The organism is Gimesia sp., assembly GCF_040219335.1.
Lineage (GTDB): Bacteria > Planctomycetota > Planctomycetia > Planctomycetales > Planctomycetaceae > Gimesia.
This window is the reverse complement of the sequence record NZ_JAVJSQ010000025.1, coordinates 17,806-34,795: the sequence shown is the minus strand read 5'-3', so window position 1 is coordinate 34,795 and position 16,990 is coordinate 17,806. Positions and strand designations below refer to the sequence as shown.

Genomic DNA, 16,990 nt, shown 5'->3' with positions numbered 1-16,990 from the left:
GTCAGGACTCTTTTCTGGTGCGTGGTCTACCCCGGGGGCGGGTGGTGCTTTCCAGTGATAGCCTTTGGACAGTGTTGCTGGTCCATTTTTCGTTGCCGAAAGGTGTGCCGCGGACGATGCATTTTCGCAGGGCCGCCAGCTCGGCGTCGGTCTGGGGGTTGTTGACCAGTGACCGCCAGTTCCGTGGCAACTGCGGATTCTTGAGTGTCGCCAACCATTCCGGCTTGTCTTGTTTTTGTTGCCGGGTCCAGGCGGAGCCGTACTCCCACTCCTCTGCCTGCTGGACCAGATTCGCCCGCAATGGGTTGCGTTCGACATAACGCATGACGGTTAGTAAATGGTCGTCCGATTGAATCGGAAACGATTTGAAGCGTCCCTGATAGAGATGCCCGGTGCCGCCCGTCGCGTAATGAGCGTGCCAGCGCATCGTGTGAGTGACGGTGAGCCGCCGGAAGAAGTCCGTTAACTGGGTATCCGTGGTAGGTCGCACGACAAAGTGCCAGTGGTTGGGCATCACGGACATCGCAAAGATCGGCAGCGGATTCTTCTGCCACGTTTCCTCGACGACTCGCATGAACGCAGCATAATCGTCCGGCTTCTCAAACAGAGTCAGCCGCGCAACAGACCGGTTCAGTACATGAAACACCTCACCGGCAGGACAAATTCGTTTGGCTCTGGGCATACTCAAAGTCTAGCAGAAACCAGTGAGAATAAAAACAGAATAGAGTCCTGACCCCTTTTTATGCGCCTCGCGTTCTGCATCCAGCTCTGAGTGACTGATCCCGCTCAGTTCTTTCGGAATTTCTGTGCAGACAGCTGTGCGTAATAGAAGCTCACTGCCTGAATCTGCTCCGGCTGCAATCCATCGACGACGGCGTGCATCAGATTCGCCGTTTTTGTTCCCCCACGTTTCCGCTGCTGAAACAGTTCCAACTGCCGCATCAGGGAATCCGGAGTCTGACCGATCAATGTCGGATAGGAATTCTCAAACGACTGACGTGTTGTCGGGTGACAGTCGGCACACGCCCCCACTCCCTGATCAGGAATCCCTTCCGCTGCGATTTTTGCTCCCCGTTCCACGGCCGCATTCCATTCCTCGGGAGAAATATCAGCTGAATTCCGTCCTGGTTCAGTACGCTCGACAGGATCGGCAGGCTGCAGCCGTGCATAGAAATGGGAGACTTCCTGAATCTCATCGTCCAGTAACGGCCCCGCGACGATCTGCATCGTTCCACTATGCCGCTTCCCCCCGCGATAGGCCTTGAGCGATTCTTCCAGGTAAGCAGCGTTCTGTCCGGCCAGACGGGGGAATGCCCCCAGGCCCCGCCCCTGACCGTCCAGTCCGTGACAGCCCGCGCAGACTTCAATCACGGTGTGCGGCACCGGCAGGTTTTCTCCCTCTGCGGAAGCGATGGACTGACCACTCTGCTTGTTATGTTCTCCCCACACCAGTTGCTCGTACTCAGCCAGCGAGAGCTCCGGATACTTCTGCAGGAACGCCACCACGGACCAGATTTCATCTTCGCGTTTCAGATTGGGCCACGCCGGCATCGCTGTCATCTTGATGCCATGCTTGATGACGTAGTACAGTTCAGCAGGCCCCTTGTGAGGCACTATCTCAGCCAGATCAGGCGGTTTGGGAGTCATCCCGAACACCAGGAGACCATAAAGGAGACCATAAAGGGGTCAGGACTCTTTTCATGTGCGTTTATGACAGAACACAAGCTCGTTAGAAACACATTCGGAGTCGATGTGAAGTGCCATATGCCGATCATGTGCTAGTGCTGCAATTCCAGTTAATTCGATGGCGAGGAGTCTCTCCCAATTCTTAGATCGTTCTTCACTCGATAACCAATACTGTTGAAAAAGCGCTACTGCTTTGGGAAACTGCTCTGTAAAATCATCGTCGTTGCTGTTTACATGGAAAAGCAGTTGCAACAGTGGCACATCAATGTGCAAAGTCCAATCAGCAGAGTGAACATCACTCCGCTCTGGGTCCGCTGCTTCTAATGCAGAGAGAACGATTTTGCCACTTTGCAATTCTCCTGTCCAAAATGCTCTGAGAGCATCTACGAAAAGATACCGATACTCAGGATCTTTAGTAGAAGACTGTCTAAGTAATTCCGTCGGAGTTCGACACATGCTATCGATGAGATCGTACTCTCGGCAAATGGCATTCAGAAAAAAACCACGCACCCAGCGAAAGGCGTGTACGGTACTTTCGTCAGGACGTGCTTCTATCGCACAAGGTCGGTCTTCGCCAAGCGGTACTTTTACTGGTAATATGTCTGAAGATGCAGAGAAAAATATTGCAGCAGAGGCTTGGCCAGCGAGTCGCAGGGCCTGGAGTACCAGCATATTTTCTACCTTCAGCGCCGTACCGCAACAAGCAACATCCATTGCAGTTGAAATTAAAAGAGAAAGGTTCTTTGGGTCGGATCTCGCTCCGTCGAGAAAATAAGGCAAGTCTTCACAGGCATCGGCATACCTTTCTTCGATCCGACTCCAATCATAATCAGGGGGGGAATTATGCATTTTAGATTCATCAATCATAGTGAAAACTCATCAAATTTGAAGTTCTTCAGTGTTGGGACTCCACCTTTGGTCCCAATTGGCGTCCCAGCTTTGAACAAATAGAGGGAACATCACTATTTTTTGAGCCGGGGACAACCACGGTGAGGTGTGGTGCTTTCAAGGGAAAGACGAACGGCCGTGATGCTGGTCCATGTTTCATCGCCAAACGGCATGACGCGAATGATGCATTTTCTGACCATCGCAGAGTCTTACGATTTTCAAACAGTGTCAGTCGCGCAACTGACCGGTTCTGTAAATGAAATACTTCCTCGGCAGAACAGATTCGCTTGGTTCTCAGCATACAACATGTCTAAAAGAGCCCCATATAAAACAAAGAAGACCTGCCCCCTTGTACTCTCTTCATTCCTGAAGATAAGGATACAAAATTTCTATCAGTCGGAAAATCAATTTCTCTGCTTTTGAACCGGTATACTCATGCAGAAAATACTCAAAGATGATATGTGGTTCAGAAAGTGCTCCTTTGCTTAAATCACCCTCAGCGTATCAGTGTCATCTGCAGCATTCCCAACAGCCCCGGAATTCCTTTCAGGGATCACTTTCAGCGAAACAGACACGTCGCCATAACCCACTTACTGACAAACACTTAAAAACATCCACAATCTAAACAATTACAGGTTGTCGATATTCTACTTTTTTCCTGCGATACCGCGTCGGGTTCGCCCTCTCAAAGGTGATCTATTCACTGACAGAGGGTCTGTCAGCGAACGAATCTGGAACTGAGAGGGCTTACTGATGAAACTCAAATCCAACTTCACCTGTGCTGCACTGCGTTTCATTCCGGAACTGCTCCAACGACAGGCCAAACAGAAACGACGACGCGCAGCCCGGGCAGCCACCCAGCGCAGACAACCCGCAGCCTGTTTGGTCGAATCCCTCGAAGACCGTAGGCTGCTCACAGCCGCCTTTGCTGAATTCATCGACCCCAATCCGAGCGCAGACAATGGCTTTGGTGACTCGGTTGTCCCCCTCAGCACCGGCAATGTCGTGATCACAGCTCCCTGGGACGATACAGGGGGAGAAGATGCCGGCGCGGTATATCTGTTCGATGGATCAACGGGCAACCTGATCAGTACCCTCATCGGCTCGACTGAAGACGATCGCCTCGGTTTGAGTGGAGTGACGGCCCTCGCGACAGGCAATTTTGTCATCTGCAGTCCCTACTGGGACAACGGCTCCTGGGACGATGCAGGAGCGGTTACCTTTGGAAACGGAAATACCGGGATCAGCGGAACGGTTTCCTCTTCGAACAGTCTGGTGGGAAGCTACTACAATGATTATCTGGGGCGCATCAACTATAGGGAAGACATCCCTGCTGTAACCGCCCTCCCGAACGGGAACTATGTCGTCAGCAGCCCTAACTGGGACAATGCCGCTGAACAGGATGCCGGCGCTGTTACATTTGGGAATGGACACACAGGGGTAACAGGTTCCATCACGGCCAGTAACAGTCTGATCGGCACCACCAGTTTTGATGCCGTAGGCCGTACCGGAGTAACTCTCCTCGATAACGGAAACTATGTGGTCAGCGCCCCCAACTGGGACCAGCGCAGCATCCGAGAGGGAGGCTTCGTCCAGCGAACAACTGATGTCGGTGCAGTAACCTGGGGCAGTCAATCCACCGGAGTCACTGGGATCATCTCATCCTCAAACAGCCTGGTGGGCTCACAGACAAATGACTATGTGGGCGGTATGTTTCTCGGTAATTCGGGGGTGACCGTGCTCCCGAATGGCAATTATGTCGTGAGTAGTCCCTATTGGAATAATGGAACCGTAATACAGGCTGGCGCTGTCACATTTGGTAACGGCAATTCGGGTACCACAGGCATTGTGTCCGTCAATAACAGTCTGGTCGGATCATCGATCTCGGACCATGTAGGCAGTATTGAATCTGTCTACCGTGTCAGTACTGAAACAAGCATCACAGTCTTATCCAACGGAAACTATATTGTCTCCAGTCCCTACTGGGACAACGGTTCGGTCCTGAATGCAGGAGCAGTCACCTTCGCCAGTGGAACAGCAGGCATCAGCGGAGTGATTTCCTCAACCAACAGCCTGGTAGGTTCTTCAACAAATGACGAAATTGGCGGCTGGTCCCGGGGGGGCATGCGTAGTATTACCGAACTCAGCAACGGAAATTTTGTAATCAGCAGCCCTGACTGGGATCATGGCTCCGCAACCGATGCGGGTGCCGTCACGTTCGGTAATGGAACGACTGGCGTCACAGGAGTCCTCTCCGCAGCCAACAGTCTGGTGGGCTCCTCCAGCGACGACCAGGTCGGGTTATTTGATTACTATGGACTCTCGTTCGTTACCACGTTGACTAACGGCAATTACGTCGTCAGCAGCCCGTTCTGGGATAATGATGATTTGAGCGACGCAGGTGCTGTCACCTTTGGTAACGGCACCACAGGCACCAGTGGCGTAATCTCTTCTGCCAACAGTCTCGTCGGTTCCACCAGTGATGACAGCCTGGGATTTACCAATTCACGAGGGATCTCTGCCGTGACGCCGCTTTCGAACGGTAACTATGTTGTCAGCAGTCCAAACTGGGACAATGGCTCCTATCAGGATGCAGGCGCATTCACTTTTGGAAACGGCATCAGTGGAACCAGCGGTGTCATTAATGCATCCAACAGTCTTGTTGGTACCAGCGCAGATGATGAACTCGGAAGTATGGATTTTGAGCAGACTTCTGCCGTCACGGCCCTGCCCAATGGTAACTATGTTCTCACCAGCCCCTCCTGGGATAACGGTGATCTCTACAACGCGGGTGCAGTCACGTTCGGTGATGGAACCACGGGTGTAACCGGAGTGATTTCAGCTGCGAACAGCCTGATCGGAACAATAGATAATGACCGACTGGGATATTCCGGAGTTACGGTGCTTACCAACGGCAATTATGTCATCACCAGTCCCTTCTGGAACAACCCGAACGGAGAGTACGGCATCGCTTATGCTGCCGGTGCCGTCACGTTTGCTAATGGCAGCACCGGTATTACAGGAACGATCTCGGTAAACAACAGCCTGGTCGGCACCTCTGGCGACGACTCTGTAGGCGGGACGAATTATGAGGGCTTTACCGGAGTCATCCCTCTAACCAATGGAAATTACGTCGTCAGTTCACGGAACTGGTCGGTTGGTTTAGAGGCAAATGCAGGTGCAGTCACTTTCGGCAACGGCACTACCGGGGTCCAGGGACCAGTCTCCTCTGAAAACAGTCTGATTGGTGCTCAGATAGGTGACCTTGTCGGAGACATCAGCTTCTCGGGTTTTAACAGTGTGCACGCTCTCCCAAACGGAAACTACGTTGTAATGGCCAGCTACTGGGATAACGGCACCATTCAGGACGCAGGAGCGATTACATTAGGCAATGGGTCAACAGGCACCAGTGGCGTTATCTCAGCCAATAACAGTCTTGTGGGATCGTCTCATTATGATTACCTCGGCATCAACGATCCTGAAGGAACCTATGAACTGACAATTCTCGACAACAGTAATTTTCTGGTGACCAGCCCTGGATGGGATGCGGGGGCGAACTACAACCTCGCAGCAGTGACCTTTGGCAATGGAACCACCGGACTCAACGGTCCTCTCTCTGCAAATAACAGCGTCTCGGGTCAGAATTCGAGGACCGAGCTTCCCCAGATCGTACTGGATGCAGTCAATAATGCGTTCTACATTTCTTATTCGGATCAGGGAAAGGTCTATGCGGGATCGCAGGGAACGGGACTGGTTCAAACCAGCATCGATGAAATCTCTGATCTCAGTATCGATAAAAATGCAGCTCAACAGACAGTTAACCTTACAGGCATCACAGCAGGTGGTGCGGCAACGAACCCCAGGCGGGTTAGTGCGACCAGCAATCACCCGGCACTGATTCCCGATCCGACCGTAATTTATAACTCGCCTGCGGAAACAGGCAGCCTGACGTTCACACCTGTAGCAGACCAAACTGGTGTCGCCATCATCACCGTAACTGTCGAAGATGGTGGACTTGATGGTGATCTGGATACCCAGGAGGATAATGGATTCTTTCAGCGCACTTTCAGTGTCTTTGTTGACTACTCTGGAGAATCAGTATCTGCTGAAATCAACCTGCAGGTTGTCAACTCCCCGACAGACATCAACGCGAATGGCACCGCCTCTAATTTACCTGATCACCAGTCAGACGTCCTGGAATGGTCCTCGTTCTGGGTGGAACTCTGGGTGAATACGAATGACAATTTCAGCCAGGGCATCTTCTCCACGAGTCTCGACCTGAACTATCAGAGTGCCTATACGACGGCAACCGCTATCGAGTTCGGGCCTGCCTTTTCCCTGAATCAGAGCGGCACCATTGACGATGCCTCCGGGAGCATCACCGGTCTGTCTGCAGAGACAGCTCAGACCGATCTGGGAGTTTCCGAGCACCTGCTCTTTGCCCGGATCAGGTTTGAATCGCTGGCCAATGATGGTGTCGACCTGGATCTGGACCAGCAGCAGATCGGTCCTCATGACCTGGAGCTCGCTTTTACCTCTGCAGAAGTCGGCCTCGTCTCTGGTTTACCCGTCACCATCACCGACAGCCCGCTGCAGATAACCAGTATCTGGGCGAATCCTTATGACCTCAATGACGATGATGCCATAACGTTCAAAGACTTGCTCCTGTTCGCCAGTGTCTATGGTGAGACGCCCAGCCAGTCGCAATCCGACTATGCCTGGTTCGCAGATCTGAATCAGAACGATCGTGTTGAATTCAAAGACTTGCTCCTGTTCGCCAGCAATTACGGCAAACGCAAACTTGAATCGCCCGCGATCATTTATCCCCTCAATTATCCGGACGCGTGGAACAATCAGTTGACACTTGCCGCAGCTGTTCCTGCATCACAGAATCCCACTCCCTTAACTCAGACCACAGCGGAAGAGGTATTGCACACGGCCAAAACAGATCTCACATCTCAACTTTCACCAGAAGATCAGTTGCAACTGGACGCGATCAAGGTCCAGGTCGTTGATCTCCAGGGATCTGTGCTGGGACGTGCAGCCGAGAATACGATCTACCTCGACTCCACCGCCGCAGGTCAGGGCTGGTTCATCGATCCGACACCTCGTGATCATAGTGAATTTCAGCAAACAGACGACTTATCCTTAGTCGCTCTGCCGGACAGCGATGCAGACGGACAGGTCGATCTCTGGACAGTCATCCGCCACGAGCTCCTGCACCTGTTGGGATACGAACATCAGGAACAGGGTCTGCTGGAAAGCACGCTCCAACCGGGAGTCCGTAAACTGACCGAATGGGAACAGGATGCCGACCTGTATTTCGCCTCCCTGCAGGCAGAAACGGAACTCAGCCCGTTCTAATCCGCAACGGTTTCAATGTGCTGTGACTGATATTCCCGACACTGCTCCATGAGCTGGTTGGTCAGATAGATCGCCTCAACCACATTCACGGTCGTCGCTGCATCCCGTAACTGGCCGGCCGCTGCAGCCACTTCAGACAAGTTCTGCGCGGCTGCCAGCGTGTGAACCTCATCTGCCAGCTTCGCGAGACCGTCAAAGTCCTGCCTGTCAATCATCTGTCCCAGTCCGTCCATGATCAGGCCCAGCCGCAACGCTACTTCCGAAGAAATCGCGGGTTCTTGCGCAGCAGGCTCCTCTACAATAGGCGCTGGTTCCCGCGCAACTGGTTCGCTGAAGTCCATATCCCGGGGAACGAGGTCCCACCGCGAAACCTGGTTTCGCCCGCCCCGTTTGGCGGCGTACAGGCACTTGTCGGCTTCGTCCAGCAGGTCCTGGGCGTTCTCCGCCCCCAGGCTGACGGCAGTCGCACCAAAACTGGAGGTCACTTTCAGTTCTTCAAATTCAAGACACTCGACTGCCCGGCGGTACTCCTCGGCCACCTGGGCGGTCTGATCGATGTCATGTCCCGGCAGGAGAATACAGAACTCTTCTCCCCCATAACGGCAGAGTACCCCCGGCGCCGTGACCAGTTCCATCAGCGTCGCACCAATTCCTTTCAATACCAGGTCACCGGTTGAGTGCCCATGGTTGTCATTGATCGACTTGAAATGATCGATATCCAGTACTACGCATCCCAATGGTGTTCCCTGCTCTTGTGCTTCTGCCCAGAGGGTTTCCATCTGTTCGTAGAACGAACGTCGATTCAGGCAGGATGTCAGCGGATCGCGCGTCGCCAGGTATTCCAGCTCCTGATTTTTCTGCTGAATTTCTTCTCGCGATTCGTGCAGTGCCTGCAGCATCTCGCGTAACTCCGATTTCTTTTTCTCCAGTTCGGTCACATCTTCAAAACTGACCAGTACTCCCCGCGATCTGCCTTCATCATCCAGCACCGGTGCACAACTGACTACAAAACAGTCAGCAATAGTCGTATTGCTTTCCAGTGACAGTGTAATCCCCTTATGGGTCTCCCCATCTGTTAAGACGCGCGTCCAGGGTAGTATATTTTCCGATTCAGCCTCAGTCTCGCTCTGAATCATCCACGGCAGTTTGCCAACCGGCTGTCCCTGCAGCTGTTCGGGTGTGGTCCGCAGTGCACGCGCTATCGTTTTGTTTGCGAGAACAATCTGTTCTTTCGTGTCCAGAATCAACAGGCCGCCGGCCAGCGTATCCAACGCATCCTGTACCCGTCCCGGAATCACCCGGGACGGGTTCAACGACTGCAGTGTTTTCCGCAGAAAGAGAGCGAACAGTAGAAAACAGCAACCAATCACAAACACGATATATCGCGTCATCGGTCTGTGCCACAATGACAGCAGGCTCCCGTGTTGAATCGGATAATAAATCTCCAGTTGTCCCCAGGGCAGATTCTGCTCCCGCAGTTCGATGCGAACCTGATTGAATTTGCTGGCGAGATCAGCATCGGCCAGATTGACTATCGGACCTGCGTGCAGAAAGACTTCTCCATCCTGCTTGCTGAGGACGGCACTGCCGATTTCGGGATTCTGCTTGACGACTGCCTCGAGGTAGTCTTGAAGTGCTTCAGAATTGTCCTGGGTCAGAAACAGCGAACTGCTGACTGCCAGTGCCTCACAATAGCGGGCCCGCTCTTCCATCTGCACGCGCGACAGGTTCGGAGCCAGATTCAGGCTGCAGGCGATCAGCATCGTACTCAGCGTGAGTATGACCAGTCCTGTGACAATTCGAAAAGTGACTGAAACACGCATTAGAGCAACTCACTTTCGTTAACGGGAGCGGAGGCTTCGGCCTGCTCGATAATACTCTGCAGAGAATCTCCCTCCTCTTCGCAATCCTCACCAAACTGGTCAAGCACCGCAATCGGATCCATAAATCGCCAGGTCGGCAGACTGCTGGCCAGCCCCGCCATCAGATACCCCCCCTGTAAGAGCCAGATCAACAACCCGGATGAAACCGTCGTCGTGACCACCGCCGCGGCACTGATCAGTCGCTCCTCTGAGTCAGTCGTCAGGTTTACCTGTTCCTGAATATCCTCGTAGCGGGTACTCACCAGTTCAGAATAGACCACACTTGCCGTATTGACTTCCAGCCTGTGTGTCACTGGATCGAAGGATGCCTGTAGCAGTGCCATCCGCGTCGTATGCCAGCCCCCGGCTTCATAACCAAAGTCCGTGACCAGATTGCTGGTCGAAGTCACAACAGAAAAGTCGGGCAGAATGCCGCCCGGTGTACTGGTATCGAGAGGAGAGCCAATACAGAAAAATGCACTGTTATCAACTTGTGTCTCCCGGCCTCGTTCTGTGAACAGATCCCCCTCTCCTGCAGGGAGTTCAGAAAAGATGATATCTTCATTCCCGGTACCGCTGCCCAGGCCGTCTCCCGCTCCCCCTGTGTCCGTAGTATCATCGGATGGATCAGGCTGACTGGGATCATCGGAATTGCCCGGATCGTCCGGCTGATCCGGATCGGAAGGGAAGAGCTGATTCACCTGATCCACGATCACCGTCAGTAACTGTGTTGCGGTTCCTCCCAGGTCATCACTGACCTGCACTTCCACTTCAAAGACATTTCCCCCCAGAGGCGAATCGAGCTCTGCAGACGCTGCAAACGACAGTTCGCCTGTATTCGCATCAATGTTAAACAGGTCCGCATTCAGCCCCCCACTGACTGAGAAGGTCAGTATCTGAAGCCCCAGTTCGACATCGGTCGCTTCAATGGTAGCAACCGTCGACAGCACTCCGGAAAGCCGCAGGGTCGCACTCAGCCCCCCTCCGCTGGAAGTGATCACCGGTGCGTCGTTGACCGCCGTTACATCAACAGTCATCGTGCTCGAAGTTAATGCTTCCAGACTGCCATCACTCACCACATAATCGAAGCTGGCATAAGCCACACCATTTCCGTTCTCCACAGGTACGTAGGTCAATTCACCGGCATCAATGTCCGCGCGGCTGATGATCTGCCCCAGAGTCACATCCAGACCGGACAGCTGCAAGATGCCTACCGCTGGCAGGGTACTGATTCGAATCCCCACCAGGGGATCTCCATCGATGTCACTGAAATTGAAGTCTGCTGCAGTGAAAGTGTAAGGCGTATCTTCATCGGTAGTGACTGTGTTATCCAGAGCCGTCGGTGCATCATTCACTGCAGTCACATTCACCGTCATCGAACCTGGAACTGACACTTCCAGCGCACCATCACTGACCACAAACCCGAAGCTGGCATACCCCACGCCGTTGGCATCAGGCACCGGCACAAACGTGAGATTCCCTGCATCAATGTCGGCCCGGCTAATCATCTGGTTGAGTGTCACATCCAGGCCCGACAACTGCAGCGTTCCCAAAGTAGCCAGGGCACTGATTCTGACACTGGCCAGAGAATCGCCGTCGATGTCGCTGAAATTGAAATCAGCAGCAGTAAAGACGTAAGCAGTATCCTCGCTGGTTGTCACCGTGTTGTCAGAAGCCGTCGGTGCATCATTAACCGGCGTCACATCGACTGTCAGTACATTTCCCGGAGTCGATTCCAGTGCCCCATCACTCACAGTGAACGTAAAACTGGCATAACTCGTTCCATTTGCATTCGCCGCTGGAACCAACATAAGGTTTCCCGCATCGATATCCGCCCGGCTGATCGCCTGATTCAATGTTACATCGACGCCCGACAGCTGTAACGCTCCTGACGTCACCAGAGAGGTAATCCTGACACTGGTCAGCGAGTCCCCATCCACATCGCTGAAGTTGAAATCAGCAGCCGTGAAGATATAGGGCGTGTCTTCGCTGGTCGTCACCGTATTATCGGCCGCCGTGGGGGCGTCGTTAACCGCATTCACGTTGATCGTCATGGTACTCGCGGGCGACGAGTAAAGCGTACCATCGCCGACACTGAAACCGAAGCTGTCATAACCGGTCCCACTGGCATTCGCGACCGGCGTAAACGTCAGGTTACCTGCATCAATGTCGGCCCGACTGATCACCTGGTTCAGCGTCACATTCACGCCTGAAAGTTGTAACGTTCCCACGGTCTCCAGCGCCGTGATCCGCACGCTGGCCAGCGAATCCCCATCAATGTCACTGAAGTTGAAATCAGCGGCGGAAAACACATAAGGCACATCCTCACTGGTCGTCACGGTATTGTCTGACGAAGTCGGTGCATCATTGACCGGCGTCACGTCGACGGACAGCGTATAGGTTCCGGTCGACTCAAACGTCCCATCGTTGACGGAATACCCGAAGCTATCGTAACTGGTACCGCTGGCATTCAGACCCGGCATAAATGTCAGATTGCCGGCGTCGATGTCCGCTCGCGAAATCACCAGGTTCAAGCTCACATCTACGCCTGACAACTGCAGTGTGCCCACCGACTCCAGGGACGTGATCGTCACACTCGCCAGGCTATCGCCGTCCCCATCAATAAAGTTGAAGTCCGCAGCGGTGAACGTGTAAGCCGTCTCCTCGGCCGTCGTCACCGTATTGTCGGCAGCTGTCGGCGGCTCATTTACCGGCGTCACCGTAATCAGCATGGTCTGAGAATCGGAACCGCCATAACCGTCGTTCGCCGCGATAGTCACTTCATACACATTGTCAGTATTCGCGTCGACAGGGCTCTCGTAGTCAGGCGGACTGATAAAGGCCAGCTCACCTGTCAGATTATCGATCGTAAACAGCGCCGCGTCCGTTCCGCCACTGATGGAATAGTTGATGGAATCCAGATCCGGATCACTGGCAGCCACCGTGGTCACCGCGGTTGTATTTTCAGCGACATTCGCGACCGCCGCCGGTCCCCCATCGTCAGAGGTGATCACAGGCGGACTGTTAATCGTATAACTGATCTGCACATTATCGACATACAAATACTCGACAAACAGGATCCCCAGCAGGCCGCCGTCATATCCACTGTCGATCTGAATGCGGATCTGCGTGTCAGCGGCTGTCCAGGCAGAGATGTCCCGACTGTAGCTGCCCGTAAAGTCGGTCAGTACATCGAGCACCGTCCAGGAACTCCCGCCGTTATCCGAGATCTGTACCGAGAAAGAGTCATTGGATTCGGTTCCTGAAGAAAGAGCATCGAACGACAGGGTCGCATCGTGAGCCATCGACAGATCGGCTTCGCGCGTTGCACTGTTGTCTGCACCGCTCTCACCAACCATCCGCAGCGTGCCTCCCATCACCCGCACATCACCATTGCTCGGGCTCTGAGCACCGCCGGAACTGTCGTTTTCGACCCAGCTGCTACTCCAGTTCACGGTCCCATCATTGTTACTGTATGACTGAGTCCCGAACTGATCCAGAATCATATTGCCCGGATCGGGTGTGATATCAACAGTCATCGTATATGTGGCCACCGAATTGACCGTGCCATCATTAACAGTGAACCCAAAATTGTCGTAAGCGGCACCGCTTGTATCCGCCACCGGAGTAAACGTCAGATTCCCGGCGTCCAGATCTGCCTTACTGAGAATCTGGTTCAATGTCACATCAACGCCTGCAAGCTGTAAGGCCCCCACTGTTTCCAGTGATGTGATCTGCACGCTCGTCAGAGCATCTCCATCAATATCTCCGAAGCCAAAATCAGCCGCCGTGAAGGTGTAGACTGTATTTTCACCGGTGGTAACCGTATTGTCAGCCCCCGTCGGAGCGTCGTTCACAGGAGTCACATCCACCGTCAGCGTATATCCGCCAGCAGAATCAATGGTGCCATCATTCACTGTGAAAGTAAAACTGTCATACGCCGCGCCACTGGCATTCGCCACCGGCGTAAACGTCAGGTTCCCCGCATCAATATCCGCCCGGCTGATCACCTGATTCAATGTCACATCAACACCAGAAAGTTGTAACGCACCCACCGACTCCAGCGATGTGATTCTCACACTCGCCAGTGGATCCCCGTCGATGTCATTGAAATTAAAATCAGCCGCATTGAAGACGTAGGGCGTATCTTCATTGGTGGTGACCGTGTTATCTGCTGCCGTCGGAGCATCGTTAACCACGTTCACATCGACCGTCAGCGTAAAGGCAGCGACTGAATCCGCCGTCCCGTCATTGACTGTGAATCCAAAACTGTCGTAGCTCGCGCCACTCGCATTCGTCGCTGGCGTAAACGTCAGATTGCCCGCATCGATGTCAGCCCGACTGACCACTTGATTCAGCGTCACATCCACACCCGAAAGCTGTAAGTCTCCCAGGGTTTCCAGGGTTGTGATTCTGACACTTGCCAGTGTATCGCCATCAATGTCGCTGAAATTAAAATCAGCGAACGTAAAGACATACGCGGTATCTTCATTTGTCGTCACCGTGTTATCCGCCGCTGTGGGGGCATCATTCACAGGCGTGACGTCAACCGTCATGGCATACGAGGAAACCGAGTCCGCAGTCCCGTCATTCACGGAAAATCCGAAGCTGGCATAACCGGCCCCGTTGGCATTTGCGACCGGGGTATATGTGAGATTGCCCGCATCAATGTCCGCCCGGCTGATCACCTGATTCAGCGTCACATCCACGCCCGAGAGTTGCAAAGCCCCCACTGTTTCCAGCGAAGTAATCTGCACGCTCGCCAGCGAATCTCCCTCGATGTCACTGAAATTAAAATCGACCGCCGAGAATGTAAAGGTGGTATCCTCACTGGTGCTCACAGTATTGTCAGCAGCCGTTGGAGCATCATTTACCGGAGTGACATCGACGGTCATCGTATTGGAGGGAGCAGAATCCAGCGTCCAATCGTTCACAGTGAAGCTAAAGCTGTCGTAACCGGTGCCACTGGCATTCGCCACTGGTGAAAACGTGAGATTGCCCGCATCGATGTCAGCCCGGCTGATCACTTGGTTCAATGTCACATCCACACCCGACAATTGCAGAGATCCCACAATCTCCAGAGCGGTAATCCGGACACTCGCCAGGGGACTCCCTTCGATGTCGCTATAATTAAAGTCGGCTGCGGCGAACGTGTAAGGCGTATCCTCGCTGGTGGTCACCGTATTGTCAGCAGCCGTCGGTGCATCGTTAACCGCGGTCACATCCACAGTCATGGTGTTCGAGGGTGAGGATTCCAGTGCCCCATCGTTGACAGTGAACCCAAAGCTGTCGTACCCCGAGCCACTGGCATTTGTGACCGGGCTAAATCTGAGATTGCCTGCATCAATGTCGGTCCGGCTGACCACCTGGTTCAGCGTTACATCCACACCTGACAGTTGCAGTGCCCCAACCGTCTCCAGAGCCGTGATGCGCACGCTCGCCAGGGTATCGCCGTCGATATCACTGAAATTGAAGTCGGCTGCGGTAAACGTATAAGGCGTGTCCTCGCTGGTGGTCACCGTATTATTTGCTGCGGCGGGTGTCTCGTTCACGGGAGTCACGGTCACCAGAATCGTCTGCGTATCACTACCGCCAAACCCGTCGCTGGCCTCGAAAATCACTTCATAAATGTTGTCGGTGTTGTTGTCGGTGGGACTCTCATAATCGGGAGCAGAGATAAAGGCGAGTTCCCCCGTGACGTCATCGATCGTGAAACGAGCTGCATCTGCGCCACCCGATATCGCATAGCTCGGTGTATCCAGGTTCCCATCGGTCGCGGTCACGGTCGTCACAGCAGTCGAATTCTCGGCCACATTCACCACCGCCGCTGCTCCGCCACCATCAGAAGTGATTTCCGGTGCTTCGTTGACCGTGTAACTCACCTGCACATTGTCAATGTATAAATACTCGACAAACAGGATCCCCAGCAGACCGCCATCATAGCCAGATTCGATCTGGATACGGATCTGTGTATCTGCTGCCATATAGGACGAAATATCCCGGCTATAGGCTCCGTTAAAATCCGTCAGAGTATCCAGCACGGTCCAGGAACTACCCCCATTATCGGAAATCTGGACCGAGAAAGTGTCACCAGCTTCTGTTCCACTGGAAACCGCATCGAAAGAGAGAGTGGCATCGTGAGCCGTGGAAAGATCGACTTCTCGGGTCACACTGTTCTCGGCACCGCTGTCGCCCACCATCCGCAGTTCACCACCGGTAATTCTGACATCACCTGTACTGGCGCTCTGAGTGCCTCCCGAGTTATCATACTCCACCCAGTTACCATTCCAGTGCTGGGTACCGTCATTATTGCCATAAGACTGACTGCCGAACTGGTCACGCACCGTCTCCGTTGCCAGCAGACCCAGCCATTCATTCTGTACCAGGGATGAGAACACCACGTCGGTCTCCAGATCCCCCAGTTCATACTCCAGATCCCAGTCTCCACCCAGGCTGGCCGCACCCGTATCATCTGAACTCGCGGCGATGTCGGCTCCCGTCAGTTCCTGAATCTGTCTCAGCAGTTCCTGACCGGAAGCGGTGGCTGCCAGGTCACATCCATAAAACAGCAGATCGGTTCCTGCAGAGAACGACTCACTCCAGCCGGTTATGGCTTCCGAGAAGCGATCAAGATTCTCCAGGCTCAACCAGGTCGCCCCCAGTTTGACCGACTGCGGCGTTCCATGCGAAACAAAATGGATCGCATCGACTTCAGAATAATTTTGTAATGCTTCACTGATCTGCAGAATCCCGTCCTGCTCACTGTCCAGCAGAATGATTTCGAGTTGACACTGCTCGTCATTCTGGGCCAGCAGGTCATCAATCAGCTGCTGGTAATGGTCGGTCGAATCATCGATAAATACGAGTTCCAGATCGCGATTTGCCTCGTCAAACGCATCGGACAGCCCGAACTCCTGCAGCAGGTCATCGACAGAGTCACTCAGAGTGGACGATTCTTCTGCAGGCACATCTGCGACCTGCATCGTTTCAGCCCCATCAACGGATGGGGCGGGACTGACACCAGTTGTAGCACTGGCATCCGCATCCGCGGTCAGGCTCGGATCGATCACATCCACAGGCAAGGGAACCGCACTCAGCATCAGCAGCTCTTCGAGCTGGAATGCCTCCACAACGCCGCCTCGGGGGCGCGTTTCAATAGACCTTCTCATCCAGTATGTAAAGGGGTTCCA

General features: G+C 53.7%; 6 protein-coding genes. 1 reads left to right on the top strand and 5 read right to left on the bottom strand.

Features of this window, described 5'->3' with window-relative positions; all coding sequences use genetic code 11:
- Position 1 precedes the first annotated feature (1 nt).
- The 3 genes from RID21_RS19675 to RID21_RS19665 form a co-directional block, all read right to left on the bottom strand.
- Positions 2–682 carry a transposase gene (locus RID21_RS19675; protein ID WP_350191812.1) on the bottom strand — a complete coding sequence of 227 codons (681 nt, stop codon included), beginning with the start codon at positions 680–682 and terminating at the stop codon, positions 2–4.
- Between the two features lie 104 nt (positions 683–786).
- Complete coding sequence (locus tag RID21_RS19670) at positions 787–1,647, bottom strand: c-type cytochrome (protein WP_350191810.1); 861 nt, start codon at positions 1,645–1,647, stop codon at positions 787–789.
- A 51-nt stretch (positions 1,648–1,698) separates the two neighbouring features.
- Positions 1,699–2,553 carry an immunity 49 family protein gene (locus RID21_RS19665; RefSeq protein WP_350191808.1) on the bottom strand — a complete coding sequence of 285 codons (855 nt, stop codon included), beginning with the start codon at positions 2,551–2,553 and terminating at the stop codon, positions 1,699–1,701.
- 774 nt (positions 2,554–3,327) lie between these two features.
- On the opposite strand from RID21_RS19665, the gene RID21_RS19660 reads away from it, so the two are divergent.
- Positions 3,328–7,938, top strand: coding sequence for a hypothetical protein (locus RID21_RS19660; protein WP_350191806.1), 4,611 nt, complete (start codon positions 3,328–3,330; stop codon positions 7,936–7,938).
- Here the strand turns inward: RID21_RS19660 and RID21_RS19655 are convergent.
- Positions 7,935–9,761, bottom strand: coding sequence for a diguanylate cyclase (locus RID21_RS19655; protein WP_350191804.1), 1,827 nt, complete (start codon positions 9,759–9,761; stop codon positions 7,935–7,937). The genes RID21_RS19660 and RID21_RS19655 overlap by 4 nt on opposite strands.
- Positions 9,761–16,930, bottom strand: a complete 7,170-nt coding sequence (locus RID21_RS19650; protein WP_350191802.1) for an Ig-like domain-containing protein — start codon at positions 16,928–16,930, stop codon at positions 9,761–9,763. The genes RID21_RS19655 and RID21_RS19650 overlap by 1 nt, the downstream gene beginning before the upstream one ends.
- Positions 16,931–16,990 lie beyond the last annotated feature (60 nt).

What these genes read in the sequence shown, in the direction of transcription:
- RID21_RS19670 (WP_350191810.1), bottom strand. Translation starts at nt 1,647, where the DNA reads ATGACTCCCAAACCGCCTGATCTGGCTGAGATAGTGCCTCACAAGGGG.
- RID21_RS19675 (WP_350191812.1), bottom strand. Translation starts at nt 682, where the DNA reads ATGCCCAGAGCCAAACGAATTTGTCCTGCCGGTGAGGTGTTTCATGTA.
- RID21_RS19660 (WP_350191806.1), top strand. Translation starts at nt 3,328, where the DNA reads ATGAAACTCAAATCCAACTTCACCTGTGCTGCACTGCGTTTCATTCCG.
- RID21_RS19665 (WP_350191808.1), bottom strand. Translation starts at nt 2,553, where the DNA reads ATGATTGATGAATCTAAAATGCATAATTCCCCCCCTGATTATGATTGG.
- RID21_RS19655 (WP_350191804.1), bottom strand. Translation starts at nt 9,761, where the DNA reads ATGCGTGTTTCAGTCACTTTTCGAATTGTCACAGGACTGGTCATACTC.